We start from the raw sequence: 24,025 nt of genomic DNA, 5'->3' as shown, positions 1-24,025 counted from the left end.
GCTTTTTTTGTTATACGACACTACCATAAGTTTTGTTTATTGACGGAAAACATACTAACACTTATGATTTATCAGATGACGAAAAATATTGTGTAAGAAGGAGTGAGAATGTGTTATACATATTTAAATATTTGAAAGCTTTTATTGTGCCTTTAATCCTAGCGATTGTCTTCTTATTTGTTCAGGCTTTCAGCGACTTAAGTCTGCCGAACTATATGTCAGATATCGTCGATGTCGGTATTCAGCAGAATGGCGTCACGGATGCTGCGCCTGAAGCAATCAGTGTGGATGGTATGAAATTGATGCAGACGTTTATGACGACTGATCAGATGAAACAGGTCAATCAGTACTACAAGTTAGTAGATGCTTCTAACTACAAAGAGACGTACAAAAAAGCGAAAGGTCAGTTTTATAAGAGAGAAGCCGTTTCTGGTGAAGAACAGAAATCGTTGAATCAGACGTTTAACAAGTCCAGTCTTGGTCTGTTCAATGCTCTGAATGATTTCTCAAAATCACAAAAGAAATCGGACACTAAACAGCCGACCGAGCAGAAGATGGATGTGACAAAGCTTTATGCATTACAGCCGATGCTCGATCAGCTGCCAGCTGCTAAAAAAGTGGAATATCGTAATCAAAAAGCTGATAATGATATTTTGACGAAACAGATTGGAGTCAGTCTGACGAAATCATTCTATGGCGAGTTAGGACTTAATATTACGAAGACTCAGACGAAATACATCACCAAGATAGGATTACTCATGCTTGGTATTGCTTTGATCGGGGGTATCGCGACGATTCTCGTGAGTTTACTGTCATCACGTATCGCTGCGGGGTTGACGCGTAACTTGCGTCGTGATGTCTTCAGGAAGATCGAGAGCTTCTCATTTAAAGAGATTGATGGTTTTTCTACTGCTTCTCTTATTACTCGTTCAACAAATGATATGACACAGATTCAGCAGTTCTTTATGGTGGGTATTCGCATGATCTGCTATGCACCGATCATGGGCGCCGGCGGTATCATTATGGCGATGAATAAATCGAACTCCATGAGCTGGATTATTGCTGCTGCAGTTATCATTCTTCTTGTCTTTATCGCAATCATCATGGCGCTCGCGATTCCTAAGTTCAAAAGAATCCAGAAGTTAGTCGACCGTGTCAATCTCGTGTCACGCGAATTTTTAAGCGGTCTCATGGTCGTCCGAGCTTTTGGGACTTCTGATCACGAGAAAGTCCGTTTTAACGTCGCGAATAAAGATCTGACAGATACAAATCTATTTATTGGTCGTGTAATGTCACTGATGATGCCGGTCATGACGTTGATTATGAACGGCGTGTCACTGGTCATTGTCTGGGTTGGCGCACACCGCATTGCGGATGCATCGATGCAGGTCGGTGATATGATGGCATTCATTCAATATACGATGCAGATTATTATGGCATTCCTCATGTTGTCATTCACGTTTATTCTGATTCCACGGGCTGCCGTGTCAGCCGGACGAATTAAAGAAGTGCTGCTGACAGATCTATCTATCGAGAACAAGAAAGATCCGGTTTTATTCAGTGATCATTTCGGACTCGTTGAGTTTAAAAATGTCAGCTACAAACATGAAGGTGCGACGGAATATGCCTTAAAAAACATCCATTTAACCGCACGTCCAGGAGAAATGACAGCAATCATCGGCTCGACTGGAGCGGGGAAATCTACTCTTATTAATCTGCTGCTTCGATTCTATGACGCGACAGCTGGTAATGTACTGTTAGATGGTATTAATGTAAAGGATGTCCGACTGGAAGATTTAAGAGACCGAGTAGCACTTGTGCCGCAGAAAGCGTCTTTACTTAAAGGGACCATTCGTTCTAATATGCAGCTTGGCAAAGAAGACGCGACAGATGAAGAAATGCTGCGTGCGCTGGACATTGCTCAGGCAACAGAATTTATAACACAACTTGATGGGCTAGATACTGAAATTTCACAGAACGGTAGTAACTTGTCAGGCGGACAGAAACAGCGTCTCGCCATTGCACGAGCGATTTTACGAGATGCTGAAGTGCTGATTTTTGATGACAGCTTCAGTGCACTTGATGCTAGAACTGAAAAGAATCTACGTCTCGCTTTATTCAACCAGATGGGGCAGAAAACGATTATCGTTATCGGGCAGCGTGTCACATCTATTATGGGCGCTGAACAAATCATTGTCCTTGATAAAGGGGAAATTGTCGGACGAGGGACACACGAGGAATTACTTAAAACGAGCCAGGAATACTACGAGATTGCGTCATCTCAATTATCAGAGGAGGAGCTATCATGAAACAGGATAAACCATCTAATATGAAACAAGCGCTCAAACGACTCTTCCGGTACATCGCTGAATATAAGATGATGATATTCCTCGTAGTCATTCTGGCAATTGTATCTACTGTATTTATGATAGTAGGTCCAAAAATACTTGGAGATGCGATTGATGTTCTCTTTAAAGGTGTGCTTGCTCAAGTGAACGGCACAGGAAGCATCGACTTCAAGGAAATTAAACGCATCTTGCTGATACTTGTCGGTCTCTATATAATCAGTGCACTGTTCAACTATTTGCAAGGTTATGTGATGAGTGGTGTTACAGCGAAAGTCACTTATTCACTACGAGAAGATGTTAATAAGAAGCTGCACAAATTACCGCTTAAGTATTATGATAAGACATCTCAAGGAGATGTACTGAGTCGTATTACGAATGATATCGATACCATCAGCCAGACGCTGAATCAAAGCCTCGCTCAGATCATTACATCTATTACGATGCTTATAGGTATTATCGTCATGATGTTTTCTATCAGCTGGCAGCTGACGATTGTTGCGATTCTGACATTACCGGTCTCAATGATTGCAGTAGTGCTGATTATGAAGAACTCTCAGATTCATTTCAAAAAACAGCAGGAATCGCTGGGTCTCGTCAATGGTCACGTCGAAGAGATGCTCGGTAATCATACAATTATTAAAGCATTTAATAGAGAAGCATCATCTTTGGAGACATTTGAAGAATATAATGACACATTATATAAGTCAGCATGGAAAGCGAATTTCTTATCGAGTTTAATTATGCCGATCACGATGTTCATCGGCAATATCACGTATGTCGTCATCTGTATACTCGGTGGTTATTTTGCGGTCAAAGGTACGATGACCGTCGGTGGGATTCAGGCATTTATTCAATATGTACGACAATTCAATCAGCCGATTGCACAAATTGCAAGCATCAGTAATACATTGCAGTTGACAGCTGCAGCGACAGAACGAGTATTCGCGATCATCGATGAGGAAGAAGAAATCAAAGATGATGGCAATGCACTTTCTGTAGCGGAAACAACTTATGAAGTGAACGGTCAACATGTCTATGTCGAAGGCGCAGTGGACTTTGAAGCGGTGAACTTCGGCTATAATCCAGATAAAACAATTATCAATAACTTCACGACACATGTAAATCCGGGTCAGAAAGTTGCGATCGTCGGACCAACAGGTGCTGGAAAGTCAACAGTCATTAAACTGCTTATGCGTTTCTATGACGTCAACAGTGGTGCTATTAAAATAGATGACATTAATATTCAGGATTTCAAACGAGAAGAACTGAGAAAGCTATTCGGTATCGTCCTTCAGGATACATGGCTCTTTAACGGGACAATCCGCGAGAATATCCGTTACGGCAATCTTGAAGCGAGTGATGCTGAAGTTGAGCAGGCAGCGCGAGACGCTCAAGTTGACCACTTCATCAAAACGTGGCCGAATGGCTATGACATGGTCTTGAATGAAGAGACAAGTAACGTCTCTCAAGGACAGAAACAGCTTCTGACCATTGCAAGAGCCATTCTTTCTGATCCTAAGATTTTGATCCTGGATGAGGCGACAAGTAATGTCGATACACGGACTGAAATATTGATTCAAAAGGCAATGGATACATTGATGGAAGGACGTACAAGTTTCGTCATTGCACACAGACTATCAACGATCCGTAACGCTGACCTTATTCTTGTGATGAAAGACGGGGATATCATTGAGCAAGGCAGTCACGATGAACTGATTGCCGAGCAAGGGTTCTATAAAGGGTTATATGAAAGTCAGTTTGATGATGTGGAATAAAAATATTAAAGACCATTTCATAAATTAAAACGAAGTAAAAAAAGAAGTGAAAATCACGTGATATGATTTTCACTTCTTTTTCTTATTCACCAGGAGGTGAGAGTGTTTCTATCTCCTCTTTGTTACTGATGGCAGAGCGCGTCTTCTGTGTTCTCATTCTACGTGAGAACCAGATAGCAAGGATAATGCCGAGTATGCTCACTAGCTGCAGCAGATGTAAGTAAGGCGGTGTATAGGTCAGCATAACGTGCTTGGCGTCTTTATTTACTTTGACCGCCGTCATTAAATAATTGCCTTCCTGCACGTCTGCTTTCTGTCCATCGACTTTTGCTTTCATACCGTTTAAGTAAGGAACAGATATGACCGCATATCCTGCAGCGTGCGGTTTCAAGTCAGCAATTAGTTTGTTCCGTTTTTCAGTCAGAGTATGTTTTGGCTGATGAACAGCATCTTTGAGTGTCTTGTAGTTTTCTCCGTAAATACCGTTGATGTGATAAGAGTATGTGCCTGATAATAATTTCAGTTGTATTTTATCCGACGCTTTTATTCTCATTGTAATGGTCGGGTTAAAGCGTCGGTAATCATCATCCAGAGGTTTTCTCGACTGATAGATTTCGTTGATCCAGACATAGTGATAACGGCTTGGAGTTTTCAGCTCTATACTTAAGTCGACATACAGATCTTTGTAACGACTTGAAATAGTCTTAGGCAGTGTGTAGGTCATGCCGCCCTGATCCTGATTGACTATCAGAGTTTTACCATCATAAGTAGAATGGGTGAGCGTCATCGCAGCGTCTGACATTAAGTTTTTTGCCGGTTGAATCTTTTTATTGGATGGTTGTGCCAAGACAACACCTTGTAACATCGCATGTTCACGATCAATCGGTGTCGTCAGCTCAGCAGGGTTATAAATATTATCAGTGACGCGCACAGGTGGCAGTGCATTTGTATTCTCATAGACAGTGTAACGCTTTTCCTTGTCTTTAGCTGTATCCAATTCTTTAAAACCATAAGGCAAGGTCGCTATATTGTTTGTTCGGATAGAATGGTTCACGTTGAACAGACTGTATAAATTAGCGCGCTCGCCAAGCCGGTAGTAAATACTGTTGCTGTCAGTATCCATCGTCACAAACAATTCTTTGTCGTAAAACTGATAAATATCTTTGTCGAATATACTTGAGTAGAGCTTAATACCGTTAAAGTGTTGATACATGGGCGTATTGTGAGTCGCAGATGTCTGCCAGTCAATTCGTGCTGATGGTTCTTTTTTTGTGATTTTATTGACGAGTGAGCGCTGGACTTTACTGTTATAGTTACCGGACTGTACAAACTTCAGATCATGCTCGTTAAAAGGGTGAAGAGTATCTATCTGTTCACGTATATAATCATAAACGAAGAACAGATTCATGATGATAATAACTGCTGTAAGAAACTGATAAGTCGCACGAGCTGGTCTTATCACATATAATATTATGATGATTATTATGACTGGTATGAAAAACAGCCAGACGAGAGTTTTACCGGTACCGATGACAGATAAACTGTAAATTATCGTCACTGGAATGAGTGAAATGATCAATTCCTTCATTGTTAGTGATTTCAAATGATGAAGATAGACAGCAACAACACCTGCTGCTGAAAAGACAAGCATGTATACCCAGCGTCTCTGGTCAATAGAAAATCCGTTGAAAAAACTATCGAATAACGGTGATAACGATCCTGCCAGAAAGATCCACGTCAGCACAGCAAATAATCGGAACGTATAGTTTTTATAAAGACGTATCGTTGATAATGCCATCACGGTAAGAAATGGAATAATGACATAGTAACCGTTATAGAATAAATTGTAATGCACCATAAAATCGATAAACGGCTTTAGTTTTATTGGCGGCAGTGCCCGGTCGTTCATCAAATAGCTCGTCACGCCTGTAGAAAATCCGACAGCGCTCGCCATCGCAGCAATGAGTGCTGCTATCACGATAGTCAGAAGTTTTGTCTGTCTTGAAACAACGTCACTCGCCTTTGGATAAACCGTTCGGTAAATAAAATAAAAGAGTACAAATATAAACTGATAATAACTGAAATAAAAATTGGAATGCAGCGTCAGCGCAATTCCTAAAATAAATATCCCGATTTTTCGTTCAGCGAAAAATCGCTCCATCCCTACAATACTAAGTGGCAGATAAAACATAACATCACTGAAAAAACTCCAGGTGAATGTGAAAAAGAAGTAGACGGTTGAATAGGCGTATAAAAAAGCACTTGCCATACTGGCGTATTTGTTGACACCTAAGTATGTGAACAGTCGATAAGTCACATACAAAATGGCACTAAGTTTAAAGATTGACACGATAATCTGATTGACGAACCAGAAGTCTGGACTTCCTGTGTTGAGTGGCAGGAACAGGTCCAGAATATAGACGATGCCAAAGTTAACATAGGCAATCGGCGACGTGGAGTAGTAGTAGGCGAGACTTCTAAAAAAATCACCGCCGATGCCGAACCCCATATCATAGAAAAAATTAAATTTAGAGAATTGTTCAAATAAATAGAGCTGAAAAGGGACCATTTGAGCAATGCTGTCCCCTTTTCCTGAAAACAAAATCCCTTGAGTGAGAAATCTGTAGATAACGACACTATGAGCAGCGAGCGACAGAAATAAAGTAATAGCCCATGTTTTATATTTCATTTTCTGATTTTCCTTTTCAGAGGATAAAGATAGAGAATTGCTAGTATAAGTGACACGATTGATATGACGAGCATCAAGTAGAAGTATGGCGGTACATAACTAAATTTCACTTCTTTTGCACCGGCTGGTACTTTAACGACAGCTTTGAGATAGTTGCCGCGTTCAACTTCCGCTTTTTTGCCGTCGACTTTAGCCGTGAGACCGTCACGAAAAATAATCGGTGTGACAAGATAGCCGGCTTGTTGATTATCCATACTGACTGTCATATGATTGCCATCTTCAGTAAATTTAATATTGTTTTTTCTCGGCGCATTTTTTAATGTTTTGTAATCTTCTCCGTATATTCCTTTAATCTCGAATTTGTAGGTCCCTTTCGTCAGACCAATCAGAATTTTTCCGTTTTTAGGTGTGACCCGGTAGAGCAGATGATCCTGATGTGTACGGTATTTACTTGATTTAAATAGCCTATTGTTCGCATAGCCGTTGACATTGATCTGGATGTTGCTCTCCTGTGATGTGAGTTCCGCGTAAAGCTCAATATAGAAATCCTTATATTTTTTAAGCGCTTCTTTCGGCAGATCGACGACAACACCGCCGCTTGGTGGATTGACGACTAATGTGTGGTTATACTGTTTCCACTGTGCGCCTGAAGCGGTAATCTTACTGGCTGACAACAGGTTGTCAGTCTCGGGTATTTGAGAATTTGTTGCTAAATTATTTCCAACAACTCCGTCTATCATCGCCTGTTCACGCTGCAAGGGATGATTCAGATCGCTTTTTTTGTACTCAGTGTTAGTGACTTTTACGACTGGCAGTGGAAGCATATTTTCATAAATCTGATATTTTCCCTGCGTGTCAATCAGTTTAAAGTTTGCTGGAATGTCTTTTTGATAGTCTTTTCGGACAAGATAACGAACGTTGAATAAAGATTCCAGATTGCTTCGTGACTGAAAGGTCGAGTAGCGGCTGATGGATTCTTCCTTCAAGTTAATCTTCAGTTCATTATAATAGAAATCAATGAGCGCGCCGTCAAAAATACTTGAATACAGGCTGACACCCGGGAAGTTCTGATAAAGTGGTGTATTATCCTGCTCAAGCACACGCCAGTCTATTCGCTCGCCTGGGTTCAGTTTCTTTTTTAAGTCATCGATAATATGCTGCTGGAGTTCTGAATTATAGACGCTTGACTCGATATAAGACATCTTCGCACGATTATTGATTCCAGGATTGTAGTTATCGTAAATGTTATGTTCTTTGACGACATGCCAGTTAAAGAGCATGATGACAGCAATCTGTGCGTAATAGAAGTAGTATTGAAGCGGCTTGTTTTTAGTCAGTAAAACGATCAGTCCGATAATGGCGATGCCCGGCAAATACCAGATCCATTCAACCTTTTTGTCAATATAAATATAGCTGACAATGATAATGATAAAGCCGGGAAACAGTGAATACAGATAATTCTGTACAGAAATCTTTCTGAACTGTGAAATATACATCGCAATCAGTCCGCTCGAGAAGAATGTGAGCAAATAATGCCAGCGTTTTTGAGGTGCTGAAAATCCATTGAACACTGAATCGATGAACGGCATAAAACTTAAATATATTAAAACAATCGTCATAATAGCGAAGAACCTGTAGAAATACTGACGATAGAATTTGAAGGTGAAAAGCGCCTGTAACGTAATATAAAGTACAATGACCAAATAATTATCATAGAAGATATTGGCATGCTGATCGAACTCATTGAATAATTTCATCGGGTCTGTGTATGGAGCACGGTCGTTCTGGAAAAAGCCTTTGACTCCGTAGAAGAAACTGAACATCGACATACCTAGTGAGAGAACTGCCATCGTCACAAATGCTTTCCATTGTTCCAGTCTCGATGCCCGGTCATTATCTGACTTAAAGGTCAGCCTTAAAATGAAGTAGATGACACCGAACAGCATCTGATAATATGCGAAGTAAAAATTATTGATGAGTGATAATGAAACTGCCGCAATGAACCATAACTTCTTTTTGTCCTGGATATATTTCTCTATACCGAGAAGCAGCAGCGGCAAAAAGATGAAAACATCAGAAAAAAAAGACCAGTATAGCGTAAAACGGAAATAAATAGCAGACGTCAGGAACAAAAATGCACCGAGCAGGCTTGCTGGACGATTGACCTTTAAATAGTTCAGATAAAGATAGGTAAAGTACATTGCAACCGCTGATTTGACGATTGATATATAGAACACATTGACCGCCCAGAACTGAATGGTATTTGTCTTAAAGTTAAAGATCAGATTCAGCCACCAGACGGCTGTCATATTTAAATAAAAGACGACAGAGGTCGAATAATAATAAGCAAGATCAGTATAGTAGTCACCGCCGAGACCGAAGCTCATATCATAGAAAAACTGACCATGCGACCACTTCTCATAAAGAAAAAGTTGAAACGGCAGCATCTGTTCCAGACCGTCATTCGGACCAGTGAAAATAGTTCCATCCTGAAGAAAACGATAAATATAAAAGCTATGCCCTAAAACAGCTAAAGCCAGAAAAATCATCATATACATAATCATAGTTGTCAGGCGGGTGTGTTTAAATGATTTCATGATGGCTCCTTTGTCAGAATTTTTTTGGACAGCACATAAGTTACTGGCACTGTGATCAACAAGGCTGGAAACGGTGCAAGGGTTGCGCTAATATGCAGCACTTTAACAAATAAATAGAGCAGGATACTTTGTAGTCCCATATTGACGACCTGAGTCAATGGAAACTGCAGCAATGTTTTTAACGTTAGTTTGACTTGATAGACATAGTAACAGTTCAGCAAATACGAAATGATGAATGCCCATAAGAACCCTGAAATGTGACTCACCATAAAGGGCAATCCTGTCTTTAACAGCAGCAAGTAGACGATATAGTAGTTAACCGTATTGAACAGACCGACAAAGATGAATTTGACGAAAGGGTGGTTAATAAATTTACTCATGCATCATCCGACTTTTCTTCAATATTGGTATGCTGTACTAAGTAATGCGGCCTCTTCTTCGTCTCATAGTATATCTTTCCAATATATTCACCGATGACACCGAGACTAAAAAGCTGAACACCGCCGAGAAATAAGATGGCTGAAATAATGGTGAAGTAGCCAGGTTCATCGATTCCTGATCTGATAATCTGTATTAACGTAACGAGTATATAAGTGAGACTGACAGCGAGCGTGAAGGCACCGAAATAAAAACAGACCCGGAGCGGTTTGTTGTTATAGCTGAGTATGCCGTCTATTGCGTAATCCATCAGTTTGAACATTGAGAAGGAAGACTTGCCATCATAACGCGTAACATTATCAAATTCGATTGTCTTTTTATTGAATCCCACCCAGTCAAATATCCCTTTTGAAAACCGATTGTACTCATCAAGCGATAGAATCGCATCGATCACTGCTCTTGAAAGCAGACGGAAATCCCCTTCACCGTCAGTCAGTTTGACATCGACTGCTCGATTGATAAGCGAGTAATATAACGACGTCGGCAACCGTCTGAGCATTGATTCCCCGCGTCGGTTTCGCCGGGCGACGACCTGGTCGAATCCTGCTTTGTATTCTGCGACAAGTTTCGGTATCAGTTCCGGTGGATGCTGTAGGTCTGCGTCCAGGATAATTGCAGCATCGCCTCCAGCTGCTTCCAGTCCGGCAAGCATAGCTGCTTCTTTACCGAAATTTCGGGAGAACGAAAGATATTTGACTCGATCGTCCTTGAAACTTAAATTCTCTATAATAGCAAGCGAGTGATCACGTGATCCATCGTTAATAAGAAGCAATTCGTAATGATACTGATTCTGTTCTGCTATTTTTGTGATAGTATGATATAGGCGTTCAATGCTTCTTTCTTCATTATAAATCGGAACAACGAGTGACAGCTTCATAACGGCTCCTTCGAAACATATGATATTTTAATGAAATGAATAACTTATTATATTATATTTTTAGTATAAATGATAATCAGAATATTTTTAGAAAAGAGGTCATTATATGACAATACAATGGTTCCCGGGACATATGGCAAAAGCCCGCAGAGAAGTGACAGAACAATTAAAAATGGTCGACTGTGTGTTCGAGCTGCTCGACGCCCGTATTCCTTTTTCGTCACGTAATCCTATGATTGATGAAGTCATTAAAGACAAACCGAGAGTTGTACTGCTGAATAAGATGGATATGGCTGATCCGCGTGAAACACAGAAATGGATAAGTTATTTTGAAAAACAAGGGATCTATCCCGTAATGCTTGATGCAAAGAATGGTAAAAACCTTGATAAAGTTGTTAAAGCAGCAGAGCATGTGACAAAAGAGAAATTTGACCGGCTGGCTGCTAAAGGATTGAGACCGCGCGCCATACGAGCAATGATTGTCGGTATTCCAAATGTGGGCAAATCAACGCTGATCAACCGGCTGGCAAAGAAATCAATCGCAAAGACCGGCAATACACCTGGGGTCACAAAGAAACAGCAGTGGATTAAAGTTGGTAAAGTACTCGAGCTGCTTGATACACCAGGAATACTGTGGCCGAAGTTTGAAGATCAGCTCGTCGGTAAGAAGCTAAGTCTGACGGGTGCCATTAAGGACAGTATCGTGCACTTGGATGAAGTAGCTATCTATGGACTTGAGTTTATTCAGAAATTTGACCTTGCAACGTTGAATAAACATTATTATATCGATGTGACAGAAGAGGCACCTTATATCGAGCTGTTTGATGCAATCGGTAAGAGCCGTGGGATGAAGAATAAAGGTGGCGAAGTCGATTATGAGTCTGTCGTTGAACTCGTCATCCGTGAAATACGAAACGCAAAGTTCGGGCGCTATACATTTGATAGAGTAGATGAACTGGAACAGGACAATGTGAACATAGATGAAGTTGAGTGATTTAAAATTAAAGCTCACTTTACTGACTGATGACCATGAACTTGATGCACTGTATGCAGCTGAAACCCGAGTAGGTGCAAGAAAGCTGATTGACAGTAGACGACGCGCGATTGCCCGGGAACGTGAGCAGCGTATCAATTATAACCTGGCTAGTCAGTTCGAAAATCAGTATAAGGATGAAATCATCTGTGGCATCGATGAAGTCGGCCGTGGACCTCTAGCTGGACCAGTAGTCGCCTGTGCAGTCATTTTGGAGGACAATCATTATTATCCGGGACTTACGGATTCCAAAAAACTATCACGCAGCAAACGTCAGTCACTGGAAACGCTGCTGCTGGAATCGGTCAGCGATTATGCGATCGGCATCGCCAGTATTGAAGAAATTGACGCAATCAATATTTATGAGGCAAGTAAACTCGCGATGCAACGTGCAGTTGAAGCGCTGAAAGTGAAGCCATCTGTGCTCCTCATCGACGCCATGCAGCTTAATACCGGTCTGATAGAAGAAGCGATTATTAAAGGAGACGAAAGGAGTGTCTCAATTAGTGCGGCAAGTGTTCTTGCTAAAGAATATCGCGATAGAATGATGGCTGACTATGATCAGCAGTATCCGGGCTACGGGTTTGCCGACAATGCAGGTTATGGGACTAAGAAACACCTGGAAGCGATTGAGCGTTTAGGGATTACTCCGATTCATCGAGTGACATTTGAGCCGGTTAAGAGTAAAATGCTACACGAATAGAAATCAATTTATAGCCGAATACGGTTTACAATAACGCTTTCATTTTCTATAATTGTTCTGTAAGCAAAATTTAACCCGTATTTTAGGAGGATGGAAAATGAATATCCATGAGTATCAAGGAAAAGAAATTTTTCGCTCAATGGGTGTAGCTGTACCTGATGGTTCAGTGGCTTATACACCTGAAGAAGCTGTTAAAGTAGCAAAAGAATTGAAACCTGGCGTCTATGTAGTTAAAGCACAGATTCATGCTGGGGGACGAGGTAAGGCCGGCGGTGTTAAAATTGCTAAAAATCTTGATGAAGTGAAAGCTTACGCAAAAGAACTTCTTGGTAAAGTTCTGGTGACTCATCAGACAGGTCCAGAAGGAAAAGAAGTAAAACGCTTATTAGTGGAAGAAGGCTGCGACATTCAAAAAGAGTACTACCTTGGGTTCGTACTTGACCGTGCAACTGACTCAGTTGTGTTGATGGGATCAGAAGAAGGCGGAACTGAAATCGAAGAAGTCGCTGAATCAAATCCTGAAAAAATCTTCAAGGAAGTCGTTGATCCTGTGACTGGTTTAATGCCATATCAGGCAAGAAGACTTGCTTTCAATATTAATATTCCAAAAGAATCTGTCAATAAAGCAGTAAAAATTATGATGGGTCTATATGATGTATTCATTAAAAAAGATGCATCTATCATTGAAATCAATCCACTCGTAACGACTGGTTCAGGTGACGTATTGGCTCTAGATGCTAAAATCAATTTTGATTCAAATGCATTGTACCGCCATAAAGATATCGTAGAACTTCGCGATCTTGAAGAAGAAGATCCGAAAGAAATCGAAGCATCAAAATATGATCTTGCTTACATCGCACTGGATGGCAACATTGGCTGCATGGTCAATGGGGCAGGTCTTGCGATGGCGACGATGGATACGATTAACCACTTCGGCGGAAATCCCGCTAACTTCCTGGATGTAGGGGGCGGCGCAACGAAAGAGAAAGTAACAGAAGCTTTTAAAATCATTTTACGTGATGACAAAGTCGAAGGTATTTTCGTCAATATTTTCGGAGGAATCATGAAATGTGATGTCATTGCTGAAGGTGTCGTTGCAGCAGCTAAAGAATTAGAACTCAAAATTCCACTCGTTGTGCGTCTTGAAGGAACAAACGTTGATCAAGGTAAAGAAATTCTAAGCAATTCCGGCTTAGCAATTACACCTGCCGGCACAATGGCAGAAGGCGCAGAGAAAATCGTTGAATTAGTTAAAGAAGCTAAATAGGAAGCGGGGAGAAATTCGTGGGAGTTTTTATTGATAAAAATACGAAAGTATTAGTACAGGGTATCACTGGCGCAACAGCGCTGTTCCATACAAAGCAGATGCTGGAATACGGCACACAGATCGTCGCTGGAGTAACACCTGGTAAAGGCGGCATGGAAGTAGAGGGCGTACCAGTCTTCAATACAGTAGAAGAAGCAGTTGAAGCAACAGGTGCAACAGTTTCAGTTATTTATGTACCAGCTCCATTTGCAGCAGATGCGATCGTAGAATGTGTCGATGCTGAACTAGATCTTGCCATCTGTATCACTGAACATATTCCAGTTCTTGACATGGTTAAAGTAAAGCGATACATGAAAGGCAAGAAAACACGTCTCGTTGGACCAAACTGCCCAGGCGTCATTACAGCTGACGAATGTAAGATCGGTATCATGCCTGGCTACATCCACAAAAAAGGACATGTCGGCGTTGTATCACGCTCTGGTACATTGACTTATGAAGCGGTACATCAATTAACACAGCTAGGTATCGGTCAGACTACAGCTGTCGGTATCGGTGGAGACCCGGTCAATGGTACAGACTTCATCGACTGTTTAGAAGCATTCAATAATGACCCTGAGACACTCGCGGTCGTTATGATCGGTGAAATCGGCGGTACAGCTGAAGAAGAAGCAGCTGAATGGGTGAAAGCGAACATGACAAAACCTGTTGTCGGCTTCATCGGCGGACAAACTGCACCTCCAGGAAAACGTATGGGCCATGCTGGTGCCATCATTTCAGGCGGTAAAGGGACAGCAGCAGAAAAAATCAAAGCAATGAACGCTGCAGGCATCAAAACAGCAGCAACGCCATCTGACATCGGTTCTACATTAGTAGAGCGCATTAAAGAAGAAGATGGACTTTATAAAAAATGTCTGACTGTTAAATAATATTATGAAAGGTAGACTGCGGTCTGCCTTTTTTTATGTGATCAGTAATGAGTAGCATTATCGATATCGCAATAAATTTTACATTCAACTCTCACATCTTTACTGGCTGTTAATACTGGCTAAACATCTCCTCATTAACATAAAGTTGAGGTGAGAAGATGGATCAAGATATGATTTTAAAGATGATATATGCAGGATTTTCTACAGCGCAGCTACATCGCTTTAAGGAGCGGTTCGGCTGTTTCAATTATATCAACTTAAAATATGAGTCTTTATTGCTCGAATTTAATGATTCCAGGATGCACGACAAACTGAGACGGTTGCAGACGATGGATATCAAGTCGCTAAAAAGCGAGTTAAATGACAAAGGGATAACACCTGTCTATTATAATGAAGAGAAATATCCGAGACTACTGTTTGAAATATGTGATTATCCATTTGTGTTATTCTGTAAAGGCAATCTGTCTTACTTAAATGAGGAAAACTTTCTTTCTGTAGTAGGTGGGAGAGAACGGACGGATTATACGACAACGGTTCTAGAACAGTTTATACCCGAGCTGGTTCAAAGTAATATGGTTATCGTCAGCGGTCTGGCTAAAGGAACGGACTCTGATGCTCATGTGATAACGATCAAGAACCGCGGTAAGACAATCGGTGTACTTGGATTTGGTCATCATTTACACTATCCTGAGGAGACTGCATTGCTCAGGAAGTATTTAGAACAGCAGCATTTAGTGATCAGTGAATATCCACCGCACATAAGCCCGCGTCCATGGCAGTTTCCGGAACGAAACAGAATTATTAGCGGATTATGTCAGGGAACATTAATAACTGAAGCGAAAAAACGGAGCGGCAGCTTAATCACATGTGACCAGGCTCTTGACCAGAACCGTAACGTCTACTGCCTGCCAGGACCGATTACCAGTATTTATTCTGAAGGCTGTAACTTAAGAATTTCAGAAGGAGCAAAGGTATGTCTATCGGTCAGTGATATTCTCGAAGATTACACATAACGACAAGTTTTAACATTTATTAATTGACAACTATTCCAAGCTACCGTTATCATTTACACTTGAATACGAAAAAGTTTGATCTAAAGGGGAGATACAATTGGCAGAAAATCTTGTCATTGTTGAATCGCCTGCAAAAGCAAAAACCATTGAAAAATATTTGGGAAAAAAATATAAGGTCATTGCTTCTATGGGACACGTGAGAGACTTACCACGAAGTCAGATGGGCATTGATGTTGAAAATGATTTTGAACCGAGATATATTACAATTCGTGGTAAAGGACCCGTTGTACAGGAACTGAAAAAACATGCGAAGAAAGCTAAACATGTTTACCTGGCAAGTGACCCAGACCGCGAAGGTGAAGCGATTGCCTGGCATTTAGCACATTTACTGGATATAGACGAAAACGCACAGTCACGTGTGGTCTTCAATGAAATAACGAAAGATGCAGTGAAAGAGAGTTTTAAAACGCCCCGTGCGATTCAGCACGAGCTGGTAGATGCTCAACAGGCAAGACGTGCGCTTGACCGTCTTGTTGGTTACAACATCTCACCTGTACTATGGAAGAAAGTTAAAAAAGGTCTGTCAGCGGGCCGTGTTCAATCTGTGGCACTTAAGCTGATTATTGACCGCGAAGAAGAAATCAATGCTTTTAAACCTGAGGAATACTGGACGATCGATGGATTGTTTGAACATAAAGGTGTGACGTTTAAAGCGAAATTCATTCATGAAAACAATAAACCGACAAAGTTGAAAGCAGCGGATGATGTCAAAGCAATTGTTAAGCAGCTGACATCAGACAAATTTGATGTGACAGATGTCACGAAAAAGGAAAAGCTGAGAAATCCTGCTAATCCTTTTACAACATCAAGTCTGCAACAGGAAGCAGCGCGTAAACTGAACTTTAAAGCCCGTAAAACAATGATGCTTGCTCAGCAGTTATACGAAGGGATCGACCTGAAGAAACAGGGGACAGTGGGTTTGATTACTTATATGAGAACTGACTCCACGCGGATATCAGATACTGCGAAAGCAGAAGCAGCAGGCTATATTAAGGATCAGTTCGGTGAACAGTATCTATCTAAACGTAAAGCAGCCGGGCAGAAATCAGGTGCTCAAGATGCCCATGAGGCAGTACGTCCGACGTCCGCTCTAAGAACGCCTAATGAGATGAAAGCTTACTTGTCGAGAGATCAGCTAAGATTATACAAACTTATCTGGGAACGTTTTATGGCAAGCCAGATGGCAGCAGCAGTCATCGATACAGTTGCTGTTGATTTAGTACAGGGACCTATTAAGTTCCGTGCAAATGGTCAGACAGTAAAATTCAAAGGATTTATGAGTGTCTATGTAGAAGGGCAAGACGATACTGAAGAAGAAGGCGAAAACAGGCTTCCTGAACTCGTTGTCGGCGATCAAGTCAAAGCGAAAAATATTGATGAAAATCAACATTTCACGCAACCGCCACCACGTTATACAGAGGCGCGTCTTGTTAAAACACTTGAAGAAAAAGGAATTGGCCGGCCGTCAACTTATGCTCCGACGATTGACACCATTACTAAACGTAACTATGTGAAAATCGACCAGAAAAAGTTCTATCCGACGGAGCTTGGCTTGATTGTCAATGAATCTGTAAAAGAATACTTCCCGGAAATCGTTGAAGTAGATTTTACAGCGAACATGGAGGCATTGCTTGATCGAGTAGCAAATGGTGAGATCACATGGAAGAAAGTCATTGAGACATTTTACGGTGATTTTAAACTGCACGTCGACCGTGCAGAGGCTGAGATGGAGAAGATAGAAATCAAGGATGAACCCGCAGGTGAAGACTGCGAGAAATGTGGTTCGCCGATGGTTATTAAGATGGGCCGCTATGGTAAGTTCATGGCCTGCTCCAACTTCCCTGACTGCCGTAATACGAAAGCCATTGTCAAATCAATTGGTGTCCCTTGTCCGAAATGTAATGACGGAGAAGTAGTTGAACGTAAATCGAAGAAAAACCGAATTTTCTATGGCTGTACGAACTTCCCGGAATGCGACTATATATCATGGGATAAACCCGTTGCACGTCAATGTCCGAAGTGCGAAACTAAGCTCGTTGAACGAAAGAAAGGCAAGACGATGCAAGTGGCATGCCCGAAATGCGAGTATGAAGAGAAAGCACAATAAAATATCTGATAATAATCCGTCTGAGTGAGAATTCTATTCTCTTCAGACGGGTTTTTTGAGTGATTATAATATTATCAGCTGAATTATTCGTAATACGAACGATATATCTACTCAGTATTTAATGGTTTATTTAATAGTCAGAATATATTACAATCAGTGAGGATACAAGGAGGAATTACAATGACTACGATTAACGTAATTGGTGCAGGTCTTGCCGGCTCAGAAGCGGCTTATCAGCTGGCGAAACGCGGCATCAAAGTGAACTTATATGAAATGCGTCCTGTTAAGCAGACGCCTGCCCACCATACAGACAAATTTGCAGAGCTGGTCTGCTCTAACTCATTACGTGGAAATGCACTGACCAATGGTGTCGGCGTACTGAAAGAGGAAATGCGCCGTCTGGACTCATTGATCATTAAAGCTGCTGACAGCGCAAGTGTACCTGCAGGCGGTGCTCTGGCCGTCGACCGTCATGAATTCAGCGGCTATATTACTGACACGCTGAAAAATCATGAGAACATCACGGTAATCAATAAAGAAATCAATGAAGTCCCTGATGGCCCGACTATTATAGCAACAGGTCCACTGACGACTGAGCATTTATCTAAGAGCATTCAGGAAATGACCGGTCAAAATCATCTCTACTTCTATGATGCTGCAGCGCCTATCGTTGAGAAAGAATCGATCGATATGGACAAAGTGTATTTAAAATCACGTTATGACAAAGGTGAAGCGGCTTATTTGAACTGTCCAATGACAGAAGAGGAGTTTGACCGTTTTTATGAAGCGCTGACTGCTGCTGAAGTCGTGCCATTAAAAGACTTTGAAAAAGAAATTTACTTCGAAGGCTGTATGCCGTTTGAAGAGATGGCTCGCCGTGGTAAGAAGACGTTATTGTTCGGTCCGATGAAGCCGGTTGGACTGGAAGATCCTAAGACTGGCGAGCGTCCGTATGCTGTCGTACAGTTGCGTCAGGACGATGCAGCCGGCACTTTGTATAATATCGTTGGTTTCCAGACACATTTGAAATGGGGCGCACAAAAAGAAGTGCTGAACCTTATTCCTGGTCTTGAAAATGTCGATATCGTCAGATATGGTGTGATGCATCGTAATACATTTATCAACTCACCGACTAATCTTGAGCAGACATATCAGTTCAAAGGGAAGAATGATCTTTTCCTCGCCGGACAAATGACTGGCGTTGAAGGTTATGTCGAAAGTGCAGCAAGCGGACTCATTGCAGGGATTAACGCTGCTAAATTATTATCAGGCGTCCAGCCGATTACATTCCCTGAAAAAACAATGATCGGTGCAATGGCATATTATATCACTCATACAAACAGCAAGAACTTTCAGCCGATGAATGCGAACTTCGGTCTGCTGCCACCACTCGAGAAACGTATTAAAGACAAGAAAGAGCGTTACGAGGCTCTTGCTGAACGAGCGCTTGACAGCTTGGAGCAATTTAAGGTCACGCTATAATATTGATTGTCAAAGAAATTTGAATTGTGATACAATTCAGATAACTGGAGGTGAGAAAGTGGAAGAGCAGATTAGTGCATTCAATGCATACTTGAAGAATGAAAAGAATTTCTCTATCCACACCCTCACCGCTTATGACAATGATGTCCGTTCTTTTATAGACTATTTAAACCGTGAAGGTCTGACACTGGAAACGTTCAGTTATCAGCAGGCACGAGGTTATTTAGTCTATTTATATGAAAAAAAACTAACGCGTACATCTGTCTCGCGTAAAATATCCAGTCTGAAAACGTTCTACCGGTTTGTCCAGCTTGATAAAGATGAAGTTAATCCGTTTGATGCGTTGATTCATCCAAAAAAGGACCAGTATTTACCGGCATTTTTTTATGAAGAAGAAATGTCTCAGTTGTTTGCAGAGATTGACCAAGGGAAGCCGTTTCATAAGCGAGATCAACTCATACTTGAACTGCTCTATGCAACAGGAATCCGCGTTTCTGAACTTGTGAATTTGAAGCTTGAAGATATAGATGAAGAAATGATGGTCATTAAAGTGCTCGGTAAAGGTAATAAGGAACGAATCGTACCTTTTGGAAGTTTTGCGCTGAAAAGTCTCCGCAATTATTTTCCTTTAAGACAGCAGTATGTCCGTGACCATCATTATCTCCTGGTTAACAACCGAGGGGGTCCATTGACAGCACGAGGTGTGAGATACGTGCTGGATCAGATTATCAAGCGGGCAGGAAGTGTTTCGGACATTCATCCCCACAAACTGCGTCATACATTTGCGACCCATCTGCTAAATGAAGGAGCCGATCTCAGAACGGTTCAGGATCTGCTCGGACATGTTAACTTATCGACGACAGGAAGATATACTCACGTTACAAAAGAACATCTGAGACAAACGTATTTGAATGCACATCCTCGTGCATAAAGGAGAGGAAACAATTGGCAATGCATGCAACAACAATATTTGCAATTAGACATAATGGTTGCTCTGCAATGAGTGGCGATGGTCAGGTGACGCTCGGTGAACAGGTGATTATGAAAGCGACTGCGAAGAAAGTCAGACGATTGTTCGATAATCAGGTTGTCGCAGGTTTCGCTGGTAGTGTGGCCGATGCGTTTACCTTGTTTGAGAAATTTGAGGCAAAGCTTTTTGAATATGATGGAAATCTATCACGTGCAGCCGTTGAACTTGCTAAAGAATGGCGGGGAGATAAAATGCTGCGTCAGCTTGAAGCGATGTTAATTGTGATGAATGACCATGAGTTACTGCTGGTCAGCGGTACGGGCGAAGTGATTCAGCCTGATGATGATATTATAGCTATCGGGTCTGGCGGTAACTATGCACTGAGTGCGGGACGTGCACTCAAAAAGCATGCATCGCACCTCACAGCAAAAGAAATTGCTCAGGCTAGTCTTGAGACAGCTGCTGATATTTGTGTCTTTACGAATCACAACATCATCGTTGAAGAATTATAAGGAGGCATCACATTGAACGTTAAGATGAAGATGACGCCAAAAGAAATTGTGAATGAACTGAATCAATATATTGTGGGTCAGGAAGAAGCGAAGAAGAAAGTGGCGATCAGTCTCCGCAACCGTTATAGACGTTCGCTGCTGGACGAACATCTGCAGCAGGAAATTATTCCGAAGAATATTCTGATGATTGGTCCGACCGGAGTCGGAAAGACAGAAATCGCAAGACGTATTGCAAAATTTGTCGGTGCACCATTCGTCAAAGTTGAAGCAACTAAATATACAGAAGTCGGTTATGTCGGACGCGATGTTGAAAGTATGATCCGTGATCTTGTCCTAAACGGTGTTCGGCTTGTCAAAGAAGAGAAGAAGAAAGAAGTCATCATTGAAGCTGAACAGCAGGCAGAAGAACGGCTCGTTAAGCTACTTGTGCCTGCGATGAAAAAGAAGCAGCAGTTTCAGAGTAATCCTTTAGAATCACTGTTCGGCGGCCAGTTTCCGAGTTTTAATGATCAGACCGACGATGAGGAAGTAACAGAGGAAATCAGTTCTAAACGTCGGGATATCCGTTCAAAGCTCGCGGCAGGACTGCTCGAGAATGAAGAGATTGTCATCAAAGTGGAACAGGACGCCCCGATGTTCAATATGCCCGGCATGGAAAATAATATGCAGGATATGCTGAGTCAGATGATGCTGAAGAAGAAAGTAGAGCGTCGTCTTTCTGTCGCAAAGGCTCGTCCTATTCTAGTGGATGAAGAAGCTTCAAAACTGATTGACGAGGAATCGGTCAATCAGGAAGCGATACAGCTGACTGAACAGATGGGTATTGTATTTATTGATGAGATAGATAAAATTGCCGGTTCCTCCAACAGTGGACCGGATGTATCGCGTCAAGGTGTGCAGCGGGACATTCTGCCGATTGTTGAAGGTAGTGTGATTCAGACGAAATATGGTGCAGTGAACACTGAACATATACTGTTCATCGGTGCAGGTGCCTTTCATGTTTCTAAACCAAGCGATTTAATTCCTGAACTTCAAGGGCGCTTTCCGATAAGAGTTGAACTGGATAAGTTATCGGTTCAGGATTTTGAAAAAATTCTGCGTGAACCGCGGCAGTCTTTACTGAAGCAGTATGAAAGTCTGCTGGCAACAGAAGATGTAACGATTAATTTTACAGATGAAGCTATTACACGTCTCGCTGAAATTGCTTACGAAGTGAATCAGGAAACAGATAACATCGGTGCCAGACGCCTTCATACGATTCTTGAAAAAATGCTTGAAGACTTATCTTTTGAAGCGTCAGAAATGCCGAATGCGCATGTAGAAATAACTAAGCAGTATGTTGAATCAAAACTTGGTTCAATTTCAAAAAACAAGAGCTTAAGTGAATTTATCTTATAAAGAGGAGAATCAAGATGGACTTATTAACTAGAACTCGTGAAATCAACAAATTATTACAGGAACACAAAGGTCTGGCCGTTGACTTTAAAGATATGGCTGACCATCTCGGTAGAACGATGCAGTCCAATGTCTTTATCGTTTCGAGAAAAGGGAAGATTTTAGGATTCGGCGTCAATGAACTTTTAAAGAATGAACGTATTATTAAAATGCTTGAGGAGCGTCAAATTCCTAAAGAATATACTGACTGGCTGTCAGAAGTGGATAGAACAGAATCAAACATTCCATTATCAAACCGGCTGACTGTATTTCCACCAGAAAGTGAAGATTTATTTAAAGAGAGTCAGACGACTATTATCCCGATCAAAGGTGGCGGTGATCGCCTCGGAACACTAGTACTTGGTCGTGTAGACAAAGACTTTGACGATACCGACTTAGTTCTCGGTGAATATGCGGCGACAGTCGTTGGAATGGAAATTTTGAGAGAGAAGCACACTGAGATTGAGCAGGTCGCACGTGATAAAGCAGCGATTACGATGGCGATCAATTCACTATCGTACTCTGAAAAAGAAGCGATTGAGCACATCTTTGAAGAATTAAATGCCTCAGAAGGGCTGCTCGTTGCTTCGAAAGTTGCAGACCGTGTCGGTATTACGCGCTCAGTCATCGTCAATGCCCTGCGCAAACTGGAAAGTGCCGGTGTCATTGAATCCCGTTCATTAGGAATGAAAGGGACTTTCATCAAAATTAAAAAGGAACAGTTCCTTGAAGAACTTGAAAACAGCCATTAAAATGGTTGTTTTTTTTCTTCTATTATGATATATTAATAAACGGCTCAAATGAGCTAATTCACACATTACAGTTAAGTATTTTGATTGGTGCAGCCCATGCTGTTGTCAAAATTGCCTGTAATGGCGGATAAACCACTAGGAGGAAATTAAAATGGCAGTTATCTCAATGAAACAATTGTTAGAAGCTGGTGTTCACTTCGGTCATCAGACACGTCGCTGGAACCCAAAAATGAAGAAATACATCTTCACTGAAAGAAATGGTATTTACATCATCGATCTTCAAAAAACAGTGAAGAAAGTTGAAGAAGCTTATAACTTCATGAAATCTGTTGCTGAAGAAGGCGGTACTGTTCTTTTCGTCGGTACTAAAAAACAAGCGCAGGAATCAGTTAAAGAAGAAGCTGAACGTTCAGGTCAGTTCTACATCAACCAACGTTGGTTAGGTGGAACACTTACTAACTACAAAACTATCAACAAACGTGTTAAACGTATTGCTGAAATCGAAAAAATGGAAGAAAACGGTACTTTTGACGTTCTTCCTAAAAAAGAAGTTGTAGAACTTAAAAAAGAATACGATCGTCTGATCAAATTCTTAGGCGGTATCCGCGACATGAAATCTATGCCGTCAGCAATCTTCGTTGTTGACCCTCGTAAAGAGCGTAACGCGATCGCTGAAGCAAAAAAATTACACATTCCAATCGTTGGTATCGTTGATACAAACTGTGATCCTGACGAAATCGACTATGTTATCCCAGCTAACGACGATGCAATCCGTGCCGTTAAATTATTAACAGGTAAAATGGCTGACGCAATCCTGGAAGCTAAACAAGGCGTTTCTAACGAAGAAGTTGCTGCAGAGCAGAACATCGATTTAACAGAAGCTCCTGCTGCAGAAACTACAGAAACAACAGAAGCACCAGCAGAAACTACTGAAGCTTAATTATAAAAAAGGTGATAAGTTGAATGTCTTATCACCTTTTTTAAAAGTAATCAATTAAATTTTTCGCCTTTCGTCATGCAATTTAGTATGATGAAATTGTGA

Annotated in this window: 18 protein-coding genes; 14 read left to right on the top strand and 4 right to left on the bottom strand. The window is 41.4% G+C overall.

Annotated features, from left to right (window positions below):
- The first annotated feature begins 131 nt into the window (after window positions 1-131).
- Window positions 132-2,309 (top strand): ABC transporter ATP-binding protein, encoded by a 2,178-nt coding sequence (locus ERX29_RS05870; protein WP_207999169.1) that lies wholly within the window; start codon window positions 132-134, stop codon window positions 2,307-2,309.
- The gene (locus ERX29_RS05865; protein WP_133443764.1) at window positions 2,306-4,123 is read left to right on the top strand and encodes an ABC transporter ATP-binding protein; all 1,818 of its coding nucleotides are present in this window, start codon (window positions 2,306-2,308) and stop codon (window positions 4,121-4,123) included. Before ERX29_RS05870 ends, ERX29_RS05865 begins: the two co-directional genes overlap by 4 nt.
- An 82-nt stretch (window positions 4,124-4,205) precedes the next feature.
- Here the strand turns inward: ERX29_RS05865 and ERX29_RS05860 are convergent, their stop codons facing one another.
- The 4 genes from ERX29_RS05860 to ERX29_RS05845 are packed head-to-tail and all read right to left on the bottom strand — an operon-like array spanning window position 4,206 to window position 10,724.
- Window positions 4,206-6,812, bottom strand: a complete 2,607-nt coding sequence (locus ERX29_RS05860) for a YfhO family protein (RefSeq protein WP_133443763.1) — start codon at window positions 6,810-6,812, stop codon at window positions 4,206-4,208.
- Complete coding sequence (locus ERX29_RS05855) at window positions 6,809-9,409, bottom strand: YfhO family protein (RefSeq protein ID WP_243719993.1); 2,601 nt, start codon at window positions 9,407-9,409, stop codon at window positions 6,809-6,811. Before ERX29_RS05855 ends, ERX29_RS05860 begins: the two co-directional genes overlap by 4 nt.
- The gene (locus tag ERX29_RS05850) at window positions 9,406-9,789 is read right to left on the bottom strand and encodes a GtrA family protein (protein WP_133443762.1); all 384 of its coding nucleotides are present in this window, start codon (window positions 9,787-9,789) and stop codon (window positions 9,406-9,408) included. Before ERX29_RS05850 ends, ERX29_RS05855 begins: the two co-directional genes overlap by 4 nt.
- Window positions 9,786-10,724 (bottom strand): glycosyltransferase family 2 protein, encoded by a 939-nt coding sequence (locus tag ERX29_RS05845; protein WP_133443761.1) that lies wholly within the window; start codon window positions 10,722-10,724, stop codon window positions 9,786-9,788. The genes ERX29_RS05850 and ERX29_RS05845 overlap by 4 nt, the downstream gene beginning before the upstream one ends.
- A 106-nt stretch (window positions 10,725-10,830) precedes the next feature.
- On the opposite strand from ERX29_RS05845, the gene ylqF reads away from it, so the two are divergent.
- From ylqF to rpsB, 12 genes are all read left to right on the top strand, one after another.
- Window positions 10,831-11,718 carry a ribosome biogenesis GTPase YlqF gene (gene ylqF / locus ERX29_RS05840; RefSeq protein WP_133443760.1) on the top strand — a complete coding sequence of 296 codons (888 nt, stop codon included), beginning with the start codon at window positions 10,831-10,833 and terminating at the stop codon, window positions 11,716-11,718.
- A complete protein-coding gene (locus tag ERX29_RS05835; RefSeq protein ID WP_133443759.1) occupies window positions 11,705-12,460 on the top strand; it encodes a ribonuclease HII in 756 nt (251 codons plus the stop codon). The genes ylqF and ERX29_RS05835 overlap by 14 nt, the downstream gene beginning before the upstream one ends.
- 97 nt (window positions 12,461-12,557) lie before the next feature.
- The gene (gene sucC, locus ERX29_RS05830) at window positions 12,558-13,727 is read left to right on the top strand and encodes an ADP-forming succinate--CoA ligase subunit beta (RefSeq protein WP_133443758.1); all 1,170 of its coding nucleotides are present in this window, start codon (window positions 12,558-12,560) and stop codon (window positions 13,725-13,727) included.
- Window positions 13,728-13,744: 17 nt separating this feature from the next.
- Window positions 13,745-14,653, top strand: a complete 909-nt coding sequence (gene sucD / locus ERX29_RS05825; protein WP_133443757.1) for a succinate--CoA ligase subunit alpha — start codon at window positions 13,745-13,747, stop codon at window positions 14,651-14,653.
- Between the two features lie 158 nt (window positions 14,654-14,811).
- Window positions 14,812-15,666, top strand: a complete 855-nt coding sequence (gene dprA / locus ERX29_RS05820; RefSeq protein ID WP_133443756.1) for a DNA-processing protein DprA — start codon at window positions 14,812-14,814, stop codon at window positions 15,664-15,666.
- A gap of 91 nt (window positions 15,667-15,757) precedes the next feature.
- Window positions 15,758-17,833, top strand: coding sequence for a type I DNA topoisomerase (topA, locus tag ERX29_RS05815; protein ID WP_207999171.1), 2,076 nt, complete (start codon window positions 15,758-15,760; stop codon window positions 17,831-17,833).
- 180 nt (window positions 17,834-18,013) lie between these two features.
- Window positions 18,014-19,315: an FADH(2)-oxidizing methylenetetrahydrofolate--tRNA-(uracil(54)-C(5))-methyltransferase TrmFO gene (gene trmFO, locus ERX29_RS05810; protein WP_133443754.1), complete on the top strand. Its 1,302-nt coding sequence runs from the start codon at window positions 18,014-18,016 to the stop codon at window positions 19,313-19,315.
- A 58-nt stretch (window positions 19,316-19,373) separates the two neighbouring features.
- Window positions 19,374-20,246, top strand: a complete 873-nt coding sequence (gene xerA, locus ERX29_RS05805; protein WP_243719991.1) for a site-specific tyrosine recombinase/integron integrase — start codon at window positions 19,374-19,376, stop codon at window positions 20,244-20,246.
- Window positions 20,247-20,266: 20 nt separating this feature from the next.
- Window positions 20,267-20,797: an ATP-dependent protease subunit HslV gene (hslV, locus tag ERX29_RS05800; RefSeq protein WP_133443784.1), complete on the top strand. Its 531-nt coding sequence runs from the start codon at window positions 20,267-20,269 to the stop codon at window positions 20,795-20,797.
- A 24-nt stretch (window positions 20,798-20,821) separates the two neighbouring features.
- Window positions 20,822-22,195, top strand: coding sequence for an ATP-dependent protease ATPase subunit HslU (gene hslU, locus ERX29_RS05795; protein WP_133443783.1), 1,374 nt, complete (start codon window positions 20,822-20,824; stop codon window positions 22,193-22,195).
- 14 nt (window positions 22,196-22,209) lie between these two features.
- Window positions 22,210-22,983, top strand: a complete 774-nt coding sequence (gene codY, locus ERX29_RS05790) for a GTP-sensing pleiotropic transcriptional regulator CodY (RefSeq protein ID WP_133443752.1) — start codon at window positions 22,210-22,212, stop codon at window positions 22,981-22,983.
- Window positions 22,984-23,134: 151 nt separating this feature from the next.
- On the top strand, window positions 23,135-23,923 hold the full coding sequence (gene rpsB, locus ERX29_RS05785) for a 30S ribosomal protein S2 (protein ID WP_133443751.1): 789 nt from the start codon (window positions 23,135-23,137) through the stop codon (window positions 23,921-23,923).
- Window positions 23,924-24,025 lie beyond the last annotated feature (102 nt).

The sequence above is a fragment of the Macrococcus lamae genome (genome assembly GCF_004359545.1).
GTDB lineage: Bacteria > Bacillota > Bacilli > Staphylococcales > Staphylococcaceae > Macrococcus > Macrococcus lamae.
This window is presented reverse-complemented; position numbering and strand designations above follow the sequence as displayed.